Below are 11,720 nucleotides of genomic sequence, written 5' to 3' on the forward strand. Positions count from 1 at the left end.
AGCCATCACCGCCGCACCCGGCGAGGTGTTGTTTTTTGCTGATGGCCTCCGCTACGACGTTGCCCGCCAGCTGCAGAAGTCGTTGGAGGTGATGGGCATCACCGGCAGCCTCACTACCCGCTGGGCAGGTCAGCCCACCGTCACCGCCACGGCCAAGCCCGCGATCACGCCCTTGATCAGCGATATCCAAGGCCAGGCCCTACCGGAAGACTTCGCTCCAACCTTCCGCTCGGGCAAGCCCACCAGTGCCGCCGAATTGCGCAAGGCCCTCACCGCCCAGGGCTACACGGTTCTCGGCGACGACGAGCTGAACATTCCTTCTGGCCCCGAGGCGCGCGGGTGGCTGGAGATCGGTGACCTCGATCACCGCGGGCACCAACTCCAAAACGACCTCCCTAGACAGATTCAGCCGGAGATCGAACGGCTGGCCCTACGCATCCAAAAACTGCTGGAAGCCGGTTGGTGCTCAGTGAAGGTCGTGACCGACCACGGCTGGCTGTTCTGCCCCGATGGCCTACCCACCGCTGAATTGCCCAAGCACCTCACTGCCAGTAAGTGGGCCCGTTGCGCTGCCATCAAGGGTGAATCCCAGGTGCCTGTGCCCACTGCCGCCTGGAGCTGGAATCCCAGCGAGCAGTTCGCCACCCCGAGCGGCGCTGCCTGCTTCAACACAGGGGGCAGCTACTCCTATGCCCACGGCGGCATCAGCCTCCAGGAGTGCCTCACCCCCGTGTTGGTGGTCTCCGGCGGAGCAGGCAACGCGCCTACTGTGGCCATTACCGAGATCAGCTGGAAGGGCCTGCGCTGCAACCTGGAGGTGAGCGGCGGCACGGCCGGCATGTCAGCCGACCTGCGCCGAGAAGCCGCTGGAGGCCCGTCAGTGGCCACCACGGCCAAGCCGATCGACGATGGCGGAGCCCGCCTGCTGGTGGAAGATGACGAGCTGGAAGGTGCAGTGGTGGTGGCAGTGCTGTTGAGCCCTGATGGCCGGGTGATCGCCCAACGCCGCACCGTAGTGGGAGGCGGAGCATGAGCAGCGCCGACATCGCATCCACCAGCGAGATGGACCATCTCGACCAGCTCGGGGCTAAGGCCTTCGATGGCTTCCTGGTCCGCAAGGACCTGGTGCGCAAATACTCCCGCCAGTACCCGGTACCCACCTACGTGGTGGAGTTCCTCCTGGGCCGCTACTGCGCCAGCACCGATCCAGCAGAGATAGAAGAAGGCCTGCAGATCGTCGAGAAGCAGCTCCAGGGCCGCACCGTGCGCACTGGAGAAGAGGAGCTGTTCAAGGCCCGCTCCCGTGATCAAGGCAGCGTCAAGATCATCGACATCGTGCGGGCTCGGCTCGACACCCGCAGCGATTCCTACGCAGCAGAGGTGCCCAGCCTGGCCATCAAGGACGCCCAGATCGATGACGAGCTAGTGCGTGCCAACGAGCGCATGCTCACCGATGGTTTCTACGCCGAGGTGACGCTCGAATACGACCCGGTGATCGCCCAGGAGCGCAACGGCCGGCCGTTCCGCATCGCCGGACTGCGGCCGATCCAGATGTCCAACCCCAACGTGCTGGGGATACTGGCCAAGGGCCGAGCTGCTTTCACTACAGATGAGTGGCGCGACTTCCTGATCCGCTCGATCGGCATTGAGCCAACCGCCCTCGATGAGCGGGCCAAGATGGTGGTGCTGCTGCGCATGGCTCCCTTCGTGGAGCGCAACTTCAACCTGGTCGAGCTGGGCCCACGCGGCACGGGTAAGAGCCACCTGTTCCAGCAGATCTCCCCTTATTCCCACTTGATCTCAGGCGGTAAGGCCACCGTCGCCAAGATGTTCGTCAACAACGGCAACGGCCAACGCGGCCTGGTCTGCCAGTACGACGTGGTCTGTTTTGACGAGGTGGCCGGCGTCTCCTTCGATCAGAAGGACGGCGTCAACATCCTCAAGGGCTACATGGCCTCGGGCGAATTCAGCCGCGGCAAGGAGAGCATCCGCGCTGAGGGCGGGATCGTGATGGTGGGCAACTTCGACGTCGATGTGGAGCAGCAGCAACGCATCGGCCACCTGCTCAGCCCCCTGCCGCGTGAGATGCGCGACGACACGGCCTTCCAGGACCGCATCCACGCCTACGCGCCGGGCTGGGATTTCCCAAAGCTCAACCCCAACGAACACCTCAGCGGCCACTTCGGTTTGGTGAGTGACTTCCTCAGCGAGTGCTGGAGCAGCCTGCGCGATGGCAGCCGCTTGGCGGCGATGCAGAACCGCATCCACCTCGGTGGCGCCCTCAGCGGCCGCGACATCGAGGGTGTCAACAAGACGGTGAGCGCCCTGATCAAGCTGCTGTTCCCCGATCCCGAGATGGAAATCCCGGACGAGGATCTCGAATGGATCGTGCGCCTGGCGCTGGAATCACGCCGCCGGGTGAAGGAACAGCAGAAGCGCTGCCTCAAGAGCGAGTTCCGCAACACCCACTTCAGCTACACCCTCGGCCTCGATGGGGTTGAGAAGTTCGTGGCCACCCCCGAGCTCCACAGCGACGACGCCATTGACGGCGATCCGCTGCCGCCTGGCCAGGTGTGGGCCATCAGCCCCGGCACCGGCGAAACCGGCCCCAGCCTCTACCGAATCGAGGTGGCCGTAGGTCCCGGCAGTGGGGTCAAGATCCTCAACCAGCCCGTGCCCCCTGCCTTCCGCGAGAGCACCAAGGTGGGCGAGCAGAACCTCTACTCGCGGGCGAAGAGCCTGGTGGGTGATCGCGACCCGCGCGGCCATGAGTATTCCATCCAGCTGCGCGCCATGGATAACGACCGCAGCGGCGCTGGCCTAGGTCTACCGGTGATGATCGCCCTGGTCGGTGGCTTGCTTGATCGCAACACTCGAGGCGGCACCATCGTCATTGGCTCTCTAAACCTGGGTGGCTCGGTAGAGATGATCCCCAACGCCATCGCCATCGCCGAACTGGCAGTAGAGAAGCAGGCCAAAGTGCTGCTGATGCCCGTTTCGGCCCGTAGGGCACTCAACGATCTACCGGATGACCTCTGGACCAAGATCTCGATTGAGTTCTATAAGGATCCAGAGGATGCGGTGTTTAAGGGATTGGAGGAGTAGTTGATTGCCAACTACGTATAGTTGTCAATCTGATTCATGCGTCCTGACATGGCAAATAAAAACTTCTAATGAGAATCACTCGTTCACGGTTTGCTCACCTAAGCAAGCGCTGCCTTCTCAGAGTTAAGCTTGCGATTGTTAGGTGGTCAAGGAAGATACCGGTTAGACGGGGAAGAATCGCCCAGCTTAAGCAGCTTTGCAAGTATCTAGAAGCGGCTGAGGGGCGGATGTGGCTGCCCACACAAGAAGTGCCTGCGGGTACAAGCATGGAGATCAGCTCCATAACGTATGCATATGCATTCACAATGGATGCCTCCGTTCATGCAGCAAATATAATCAGCCAGCTCTTCGGATTTCGGCGAGAATCGAAGGAGTTAATTGAGAAGATTAAGTCTTTCTCTCGACACACTCCCGCTCTTTCGTCCGGTCAAATAGGATTTATTTGCACAGACGCCAGATGGCCCAGCTTTGGTGATACGTTAATTTGCCCTGAGTTACCTTCTGATATCGAGCGCATTTCTTTGCATTACTGTAGGGCGACGCCCTCTTACATGGTCATCAGCTTTCAGTGTTTTTTTCGAGAAGGCGGCGGCGCTCTGCTCAAGTCGTCAATTAGTTCCGCCAATACAAAGGGTATTCCATCTTTCAGTATTCGACAGTTGGTTTTTGGTAAGCGATTCCAATCCTCCGTTCAATACGAACAATATCCCGTTCGGGATTCTCTGCATGCCAGCTTCTCCGAAGTAGGAAGCAATCTCGAACAATGGTTGATTAGCAGAATGGCCAAAGGAGTTAAGCATGCTACCGCTAGATCGATTGTGCCATCATTTAAGGCTTCTATCACGGGATCACCTTCCACCAAGTGCATGAATCAGTGGAGCAAGGAGAATGGAGATTGGCTGAGAGATTACGGAGTCAACGGCTATAGTCATCTGCAATATGCAGAGAGCAACAGCATCGTTAACCTCGAGCAGTGCATGGATTCAGGATGGCGTATTTACTTTACTCTTCTTGAGCGCGAGAATGTTGATGTGATTGACGATGACGGCGCCGCTTTGTCCTCCCTGGGAAAATCCAATACTGATTACTCCATCCCTTTGTCATTTTTTGGTGCAAGCTTCTCACTTCTTGATAGGTGCGCAGAGTCATTTGAGAACAACTGGGGCAGAGACTTAAGGCTTACCGGAAGGGGCAAGTTGCTCAGTCGTTCGCGAGAGAAGCTGGTGACAGCCCTTCACTCTCAAATGGAGTTCATGCGGATATTTAGCCATGACATTGTGGCCAAAAAAAGCATTATCTGTCATTTTTGCGAAGACCTTGCCGCGCTTAAGTCAGGCGACAATAATCAACAGTCTCTGCTGGCAGCTCTGATGATCGGCCTACAGTCAGAAGCCGCCAGCCTTCATGATAACCAAAAGGGAATAATGTCCGGCGTCACAGATGCCATTGGGCTGAAGAATGTTTATTCTTCAGCGTCGCTTCAAAGGTCCGCGTATGCCCTAGCGCTTCTTTCTACTGTTCTTGCTCTGCTGCAGATTATGCCTATCGCCTGCGCATTGAGCAGTAAGTATTCTGCGATCCAGGGCTCTTGGCCAAGCAAGATCGTCTGTCCGGCTCTTGATCCCAATGCAAAATAGAATGCGAAGCTTTTGGCTTTGTAGATTTTCAAGCCAAAGCTAGCGGCGCCATTGACTGAGCGCAATTAAGGCATCTAACGATAGCTCATTCATGTGGATCCCTGCTCGCGTATCTCGCAAAATGCCTCTTTTGTGGGCAGTCTTCTTGTAGATGCGAAACAGACGAAGCATTGCTATCACGCATTTCATTTAGCCAGCACTACCTGCAAAAGGGAATAGGTCGCCTCCGAGCCGTCAAACACCCACCTAAATCCCTCGTCCAGTCCTCGCGCTGCGTCAAGGATCTAGCCATGCGCCCGTTGGGGCGTCCTTGTCACATCACTGCGGCTGGCCGTTGGGGGTGGGGTTCTCTGCCGTCCCCAGATGGCTGCCCCTCTTTCCCGCTCTGCTCTCCGTGCCCGTGATGCCCTGGTGCTGGAGCACCTGTCGCTGGCAGATGCCGTTGCCTCAGCTGTAGCCCGCCGCTTCTTCCCTTTGGTCGAGCGGGAGGATTTGATCCAGGTAGCCAGAGAAGCCCTGCTCCGTTCAGTGCTGCGCTGCAAAGCAGGTGAGCCTGCTGAGCCCTATCTGCGCCGCTGCATCTCAGGTGCCCTGCAGCATCACCTGCGCGATCGGGTGCGGCTGGTGCGCATCCCGCGCCGCCTGCATGAGCAGAGTCAGTGCCCCCTGGGTCACATCAGCCTTGATGGCCACGGCGATAGCGAGCCTTGCCTGCTCGATCAGCTGGCCAGCCCAGAGCAAGAAGCAGCCGGCCCCTCTGATGATCTGGCGCTGGAGCAGCTGGTAGATCAGCTGCCTGCAGCTCAAGCCACGGCACTGCGGCTCACCATCCTTGAGGGCCTCTCGCTCCGGCAAGCGGCCTCACAGCTGGAGATCAGCGCCATGTCGGTGCAGCGGGCCCAGAAGAAAGCGCTTGAGGCTCTGCGCCAGCAGCTGGTGGGGGCGGGCTGAGGCCCCTTGGCTCAAGCCACTGGGCTAGTCCGCTGTGCCTTTCAGCTGCTGGTCATCACCCTGCTGCCGCTGCCGTTTTGGGCTACTGCTACTAGGCGCCCCAGCTCTGGCACCCAGCAAATACCGCTCCATAGGCGCTCAGCAGCAGTGTTGCGCAGGGTCCAGCTGCTGCCATCAGCAGAGGTCATCACCTGTTGAGCAGTGCCGGTGCCAGCTAAGGCAATCAGCAGGCGCAGCTCGGGCGCCCAGCAGATGGCCCGCCACTCCAGATCGGCCGGGGTACTGCGCAGGGTCCAGTTGGTTCCATCGGGTGAGGTCATCACCCGGTTGCCGCTGCCGCTCTGGCCCACTGCCACCAGCAAACCAAGCTCAGCTGCCCAGCAGATGCTGCGCCAGCTGTTATCTGCTGGGGTGCTGCGCAGGGTCCAAGTAATCCCATCAGGAGAGGTCATCGCCGCCTGGTTGGTGCCGTTGCTACTGGTTGCAACGGCCACAAATAGTCCCAGCTCTGCGGCCCAGCAGATCGCACGCCAGGCCACGCTGGCCGGCGTGGCACGTTGTGTCCAGTTACTGCCGTCGGCAGAAGTCATCACTCGGTTGGCATTGCCGCCAAAGGCCACCGCCACAAACAGCAACCGCTGCGGACTCCAGCAGATCGCCACCCAGTTGTTATTCACCGGCACGCGCCGTGCCGTCCAGGCATAGCCATCGGCAGAAGTCATTACCAAGTTGCTGCTGCCACTGGAAGCGACGGCAACGAACAGCTGGCGCTCAGCGCTCCAGCACACCCCAATCCAGGTGTTGTTGTCGCTTGGTGTGGGGCGACTAATCCAGCGAACGCCGTCATCAGAGGTCATCCCCCGCTGGCTGCCGTCGATCGAGACCGCCACCAACCGCCGCAGCTGGGGAGACCAACAGATCGCTCGCCAGTCGTTGTCTGCAGCAGTAGTGATCAGGTCCCAGAGCCGGCCAGCAGTGCGGGAGGGTTGCGGCGAGCTGAGCAGGGCCAGTAGCTCAGCGGCGCTGACGCGGTAGGTGCTGCCAGCACGCTGGAGCACAAGCAGGTCGGTGGGCTGGATCACGGCGATAAGTGGCAGTGGAGCTCAAAAAAACAAAGGGGGCGGCTGCCCCCCCCTGGTCAGGCCCTTTCGGGTTTGGGCTTGGCGGCAGAGCGTGACTGCTCAGGCGGGTAGGGCAGGGAGGCTGCTGATGTCCAGCGGCATGTAGTCGCCCAGTGGTTGGGCGGTAGCCATGGCTTCCTTGAGGGCTGCGGCATCGACGGCGGCGCCTTCGGTACCGGCGGTGAGGTCCTCGGCAGCCGCTAGGCGCAGCACGCCGGCAGCGGACGTGGAGGCAGGCTTAATGCTGAGCAGGGGTTGAGCTGGATCGCTTTCATCAATGGCCAGTGGCGTAGCCACCTGGATGCGGATCACGCCGGCGCCATCGGGGCCCAGGGCGGCGTTGGCACTCCAGCTGCTGCCGTCAAACAGCAGCAAATCCCCCTGGGCGATGTCCTGACCGGCGATGCCGCTCCAGCTCGCCAGGGCAAGGCCGGAGCTGCTGGCCAGATAGACATCCCCGACTGCAGCGCCAGCTGGGGCTGCTGTGGTGGTGGGGTCAATCGCACCTCGGTAGGTGAGGGCACCGGAGATGGCGGCATGGAGGGTGCCGTCGGCATCCACTGAGAGGTTGGTGCCCGGTTTGATCGCACCAATTACAGCCGCCGTGGCGGGGCTGAGCATGTAGCTCTTGAGCTGCTCGGCAGTGGCTTTGTAGGGGCTAGCACCGCGCTGCACCAGCAGCAGGTCGCTGGGTTGGGGCAGGGAACGGCCGGCAGTGGGGCTCTCGGTGGTGGTGGCCATGGCGATCAGTGCAGAAGGGGAAAGCGGTTGAAATAAGGGGTGATCAAGGCGGCAGAGGGCTGAGCAGGCGCAGGTCCAGCGTGAGCACCACCACCCCGTCGCCAGCGGTCACGCTCACTAGCGGCGCCAGAGCTTGCACCGAACTGACGCCCCCAGCTGGGGGTAGTTCAGGGCTGCCGCCGTCCTGGAGCTGGGCCTGACCAAGAAAGATCACCCCCTGGGGCTGGCTGCTGCTGCGGCACTGGGCTGTCAGCTGGGCCAGCACAGCTGGATTGGCAGAGGCCATCGGCGCCAGGGGAGTACTGCTGAGCTGTTGCCAGCCCCCAGCCAGGAATCTGCTGACTGGGGCAGCGCTGACTGCTGGGATCAGCGCAGGGCATCACCCAGCTCCAGGGCCGCGAGTTCAGCTGCATCGTTGCTGCCCTCGCTGGTGGCTGTACTGCTGCCGCTGGCCTGGGCTTCCAGCGCTGTGGCCTGCTCCACCAGCTCGGCTTTGGTCTGGCTGCTATCGAGCTCCACGCCGTAGACGGTGGAGCAAAACTCGACGATCTGGGCCTTGGTCATCGCCTGGAAGTCGGTTGGCTCAGAAGCCAGCAGGGCCTCGCCACCATCGGCGGTGGTCTCCAGCGGCTCGTCGGTGGGCGTGGTCTCATCCGGTGCCGAGGCGGGTTCTGTCGCTTCCGGTTGCTCCAGTTCGAGATCAGGCGCATCCACCAGCTCCGTTGATGGCTGCGGCTCCGGTTCTGGTTCCGAGAGTGGCTCTGGCTCTGGCGCTGCTTCTGGCGACTCCGTGTGCAGCTGCCAGCCCAATGCCAGCCAGCCAGCCAGGTGCACCGGCCAGATCGAGCGGCTCTCGCCGTCCTTAACGATCAGCAGCTGACTAGGCGGCAGCAGGGATTCATCGCCCACACCCGGATCCGGAGTGACGGTCAGCCGCTGCTCCGGGCCCGAGAGATGAACGGGCGTAGAGGCGGGGTTGTTGCTATCGAGGGGTTGCAGCAGTTGCAGGGGCATTGCGGTGTCCATGGCACTCACCTCAAAGCCCCTGTTTGGCGGTCAGCGCCACGCACATCCCTACCGGCGTGCTCGGAGAGATCACAGCGCGCGCCAGCCGCAGGCAGGGCGGAGTAACCAGTTCGCTGTCGGCTGGATTCAGCAGCAGGGCAGCACCGCTGATGCTTGCCTCCACTTTGCCGCCAGCGGCGGGGATAGCGACGGCAGCGGCAGTTATCCAGCTGCCGGTGGTGCCGTCAGCCAGCAGCGGCGCTAGCTCCAGCGTCACGGTTACCGCGTCGCTGTGGCCGGGGTGAGAGGCCACCAGAACAAAGGAGCAGGAGGCATCGAGATCGGTGCCGAGGTTGATGACATCGCCGCTGCTGCGGCTGTGTTCGTAGCAGTCGGTTGCCGAGTGGTTAATCCAGCCGACGAGCACCGTCTGGGCATCGAGCAACCGGGTGGCTTGGGTGGTCATGGCTAGGGCTCCTATAGGGAATGAATGAGTGGTTCTGGGCAGTCCTCCGGGGTTAGTGCTGGCGCTTAGGGCAGCACCAGCGGCATCGGCGCCACGTTGTAAAGCCGTGCAGCGGCCTTGCGGTTGCACACCGCAAAGCCCACGTACCAATCCACCCGCGTGCGGAACACCGGTGCGTCATGCACCTCCCCGAAATCACGCACCGCAATGCCATACCTGCCCTCAAACGGCCCCTGCAGACCGCAGACCGCCGCATCACCGAGCACGCAGCAGTAGATCGAGGTGGTGCCCGCCGGTTCGTCGTAACCGAGTACGGCATGGCCCTCGGCGTCCTCCTCAACCAGCAGGATTTCTATCCCCTCGAAATAGTGGCGGCCGTCGATCACCTCATACAGCTCGCCGCCGGCCTGACGGGAGGCGGTGCTGATCTGGCGGCGGGCGGCCTTGCTGGCGATCAGCACCTTGTCGCCGCCGTAGCCGATCACGCTGTCGCTCAATGCCTCAAGCGCCAGCAGGTTGAGGGTGCTGCCGCCGTTGTCGATTGTTTGCTCGTCCCCAGGTGCCAACCGCTTGCTCAGTCCGTTGAAGGCCCGCGGATCAAAGGTGTCGTCGCCATTGATGATCGCCGCCTCAAGTGTGAGGCGCATGGAGCGCACCTTCATCTCGGTCTGGGCAGCTCTGGCCTCAGGGCCCTGCAGATCAACGATCGAGCGGTCCACATCCAGGTCGCCGCCAAAGAGGTGCACAAACTCCGAATCGGAGTTGATCACCCCATAGCTCTGGCGGTAGCCCTCATTCACGGCCCGAAAGCCAACGCGAGGCAGCTTGGTTTCAGCTGGGAAGCTCAGCGAGCCGCCCACGAGGTTGCGGAAGGGCAGGCGGCGCAGCAGCTCCCCCTCAGCAAAGGTCTTAAGCACCGCCAGCTGTTCAGCGCGGCGGGCATATTTCTGCGCCTCGATCAAGGTCAGGCCCAAGGGCACTCTCCCGGGGCCTTGCCCCAGTGACAACAGCAGCTGTTACCAGGTCGCGTCAGGGAGGTCGGTTGGTGGGCAGCTCAGGGCATGGCGTTGGTGGCTGGCGGAGTGTTCGGCAGGCGCTCCGCAGGGTGCCCCGATGCATCGGGGCGCGGTGGTCGCGTCCTGCTTGTCACACCGCCATGGCCACCATTCCCGTTGAGCCGTCCTGCCCGATCCGCTTTATCTCGTTCCGTCTGGCCGCCAAAGGCAGCGCGGAGGCGCGGCCGCTGTTTCTCGATGGAGAAGGGCAGATCTGCGCCGATCCCCACTGGCTGCCGCGTGAGCAGGCCCTGCTGCTGGCGCACAATCAGCAGCTGATCTGGGGTTCAGCCGCCCAGGTGATCGTGCTCTAGGAGAACACGGGCCAGCAGGTTTGGGCTCGCTGGCCCGACCACGCCTGCTCGCTGGTGCCTGGGCCTTACAGCGACTCCAGCCAAGAAAACAGAAGGCGGTGCTTGTTCATGCCCTCGATCGAAGCGGCCGGAACGGCCTTCACATGAGCGTCAGGGTGCTGGGCCAGGACGATATCCACGGCATGGACCTCATCAAGGGCCTGCACTGCACCATCTCGATGCCATCGCCCACTGAGCCAGAGAAGAACACGGCGTAGTGGATGGGGTCTCCGAGTCAGCAGCCTTCCTTGATAGCAATGGCGGTGCGGTTCTGTCGCTGGCAAAGGCAGTGGTCAGCACCACTCCCCATGACTACCCCGATGAGCGCCGAGCGGTTCAGCGATCGCTTCCGATTCTACCGCGATCAGCCGCAGCAGCAACGCGGAGTTCTGCAGCTGTTTGAAGCAATCAGCAGCAGCGACCAGGGCGCAGAGATCCTTGATGAGCAGGCCCCTTGGGCCATCGCCTTCAGCGAGCAGCCTCCGCAGCCGCAGCCCCCTGCCGGTGGTCTTGATCCCCGCGGTTCAGAGGAAGCCGGCATGGCCGGGCCGCAAAAGCCGGCACCGGTCAAACCCGGTGATTCCTACCTACTGGTGAATGACCGCGACGAAGACATGGAGGCCTACGACCACAGCGGCGCCTTTCTCTGGAAGATCCCCTGCTTGGCTCGGGGGCAGGGCGCTGACACCGACTGGAGCCACACCAACACCGACACCCCGCCCGGTCTCTACAAGCTCGGGCAGCTCTACGCCGATTACGAGCAGAACCCCAATCCCCCCTGCTCCGATACCGCCATGGCCTACGGCTGGTACTCATTTGACCTGGAGGAGTTAGAGGGCCAGGAGGTCAAGGCTGGCCGGGCCGGGATCATGCTCCACGGCGGTGGCTCCGCCTGCGGCTGGCCTGGGGCCTGGGCAGCGCAGCAGCCCCTGCATCCCACCTTGGGCTGCATCCGCATTCACAACGCCGATCTACGCGACAAGGTGCTGCCCCTCTACCGCCAGGGCACGGTCTACGTGGGGGTCTTCCAGGAAAAAAAGTGACGGCGGGGCCCGTGGACCAGGAGTCCGGGTCCCACTCCAACCTGCAGCACTGGCTGGAGTTCTTCTGCAGCAGCGCCGTCACCGAGCCGAGCTTGGGAGTCATCAAGCAGCTGGCTGCTGAAGAGGCCTGCGGCTTTCTCGGCTGCATGGTGGTGGAGACCGGTGAGCCGCAGCTGGAGAACCTCGATGTAATCGAGGCAGGCAGTGCGGTCGGTCGCGAGGCGATGCAGTACAGCGGCCTGC

Annotated in this window: 13 protein-coding genes; 7 read left to right on the top strand and 6 right to left on the bottom strand. The window is 62.0% G+C overall.

The genetic code is table 11. From position 1 onward, the window contains the following. The 4 genes from KBY78_RS11390 to KBY78_RS11405 form a co-directional block, all read left to right on the top strand. The coding region (locus KBY78_RS11390; RefSeq protein WP_255143686.1) for a hypothetical protein at positions 1–1,033 on the top strand (1,033 nt) is incomplete at its 5' end. After that, entirely contained in the window at positions 1,030–3,105 is a 2,076-nt protein-coding gene (gene brxL, locus KBY78_RS11395; protein WP_255143687.1) for a BREX system Lon protease-like protein BrxL, read from the top strand. The genes KBY78_RS11390 and brxL, both read left to right, overlap by 4 nt. Before the next feature lie 266 nt (positions 3,106–3,371). Continuing rightward, positions 3,372–4,742, top strand: coding sequence for a hypothetical protein (locus KBY78_RS11400; RefSeq protein ID WP_255143688.1), 1,371 nt, complete (start codon positions 3,372–3,374; stop codon positions 4,740–4,742). Positions 4,743–5,105: 363 nt separating this feature from the next. Then, positions 5,106–5,693, top strand: a complete 588-nt coding sequence (locus tag KBY78_RS11405; RefSeq protein WP_255143689.1) for a sigma-70 family RNA polymerase sigma factor — start codon at positions 5,106–5,108, stop codon at positions 5,691–5,693. A gap of 41 nt (positions 5,694–5,734) precedes the next feature. Here the strand turns inward: KBY78_RS11405 and KBY78_RS11410 are convergent, their stop codons facing one another. From KBY78_RS11410 to KBY78_RS11435, 6 genes are all read right to left on the bottom strand, one after another. Next, positions 5,735–6,775 (bottom strand): hypothetical protein, encoded by a 1,041-nt coding sequence (locus KBY78_RS11410; protein ID WP_255143690.1) that lies wholly within the window; start codon positions 6,773–6,775, stop codon positions 5,735–5,737. Positions 6,776–6,874: 99 nt separating this feature from the next. After that, positions 6,875–7,555 (bottom strand): hypothetical protein, encoded by a 681-nt coding sequence (locus KBY78_RS11415; RefSeq protein ID WP_255143691.1) that lies wholly within the window; start codon positions 7,553–7,555, stop codon positions 6,875–6,877. A gap of 43 nt (positions 7,556–7,598) precedes the next feature. Then, positions 7,599–7,841: a hypothetical protein gene (locus KBY78_RS11420; protein WP_255143692.1), complete on the bottom strand. Its 243-nt coding sequence runs from the start codon at positions 7,839–7,841 to the stop codon at positions 7,599–7,601. An 80-nt stretch (positions 7,842–7,921) separates the two neighbouring features. After that, positions 7,922–8,581 carry a hypothetical protein gene (locus KBY78_RS11425; protein ID WP_255143693.1) on the bottom strand — a complete coding sequence of 220 codons (660 nt, stop codon included), beginning with the start codon at positions 8,579–8,581 and terminating at the stop codon, positions 7,922–7,924. 10 nt (positions 8,582–8,591) lie between these two features. Further along, the gene (locus tag KBY78_RS11430) at positions 8,592–9,026 is read right to left on the bottom strand and encodes a hypothetical protein (RefSeq protein WP_255143694.1); all 435 of its coding nucleotides are present in this window, start codon (positions 9,024–9,026) and stop codon (positions 8,592–8,594) included. 65 nt (positions 9,027–9,091) lie between these two features. Beyond that, positions 9,092–10,000, bottom strand: a complete 909-nt coding sequence (locus KBY78_RS11435) for a major capsid protein (RefSeq protein WP_261347701.1) — start codon at positions 9,998–10,000, stop codon at positions 9,092–9,094. Positions 10,001–10,182: 182 nt separating this feature from the next. Between KBY78_RS11435 and KBY78_RS11440 the strand changes: the two genes are divergently transcribed. The 3 genes from KBY78_RS11440 to KBY78_RS11450 all read left to right on the top strand — a co-directional run. Further along, positions 10,183–10,395, top strand: coding sequence for a hypothetical protein (locus KBY78_RS11440; protein ID WP_255143695.1), 213 nt, complete (start codon positions 10,183–10,185; stop codon positions 10,393–10,395). A 347-nt stretch (positions 10,396–10,742) separates the two neighbouring features. Continuing rightward, positions 10,743–11,477 (top strand): L,D-transpeptidase, encoded by a 735-nt coding sequence (locus tag KBY78_RS11445; RefSeq protein WP_255143696.1) that lies wholly within the window; start codon positions 10,743–10,745, stop codon positions 11,475–11,477. An 11-nt stretch (positions 11,478–11,488) separates the two neighbouring features. Then, positions 11,489–11,720, top strand: a 232-nt coding sequence (locus KBY78_RS11450; RefSeq protein ID WP_255143697.1) for a hypothetical protein, incomplete at its 3' end; no start/stop codon positions are given.

It is taken from the genome of Synechococcus sp. EJ6-Ellesmere, assembly GCF_024345875.1.
GTDB lineage: Bacteria > Cyanobacteriota > Cyanobacteriia > PCC-6307 > Cyanobiaceae > Regnicoccus_A > Regnicoccus_A antarcticus.

What these genes read in the sequence shown, in the direction of transcription:
- KBY78_RS11400 (WP_255143688.1), top strand. Translation starts at nt 3,372, where the DNA reads ATGGAGATCAGCTCCATAACGTATGCATATGCATTCACAATGGATGCC.
- KBY78_RS11430 (WP_255143694.1), bottom strand. Translation starts at nt 9,026, where the DNA reads ATGACCACCCAAGCCACCCGGTTGCTCGATGCCCAGACGGTGCTCGTC.
- KBY78_RS11425 (WP_255143693.1), bottom strand. Translation starts at nt 8,581, where the DNA reads ATGGACACCGCAATGCCCCTGCAACTGCTGCAACCCCTCGATAGCAAC.
- KBY78_RS11405 (WP_255143689.1), top strand. Translation starts at nt 5,106, where the DNA reads ATGGCTGCCCCTCTTTCCCGCTCTGCTCTCCGTGCCCGTGATGCCCTG.
- KBY78_RS11415 (WP_255143691.1), bottom strand. Translation starts at nt 7,555, where the DNA reads ATGGCCACCACCACCGAGAGCCCCACTGCCGGCCGTTCCCTGCCCCAA.
- KBY78_RS11440 (WP_255143695.1), top strand. Translation starts at nt 10,183, where the DNA reads ATGGCCACCATTCCCGTTGAGCCGTCCTGCCCGATCCGCTTTATCTCG.
- brxL (WP_255143687.1), top strand. Translation starts at nt 1,030, where the DNA reads ATGAGCAGCGCCGACATCGCATCCACCAGCGAGATGGACCATCTCGAC.
- KBY78_RS11420 (WP_255143692.1), bottom strand. Translation starts at nt 7,841, where the DNA reads ATGGCCTCTGCCAATCCAGCTGTGCTGGCCCAGCTGACAGCCCAGTGC.
- KBY78_RS11445 (WP_255143696.1), top strand. Translation starts at nt 10,743, where the DNA reads ATGACTACCCCGATGAGCGCCGAGCGGTTCAGCGATCGCTTCCGATTC.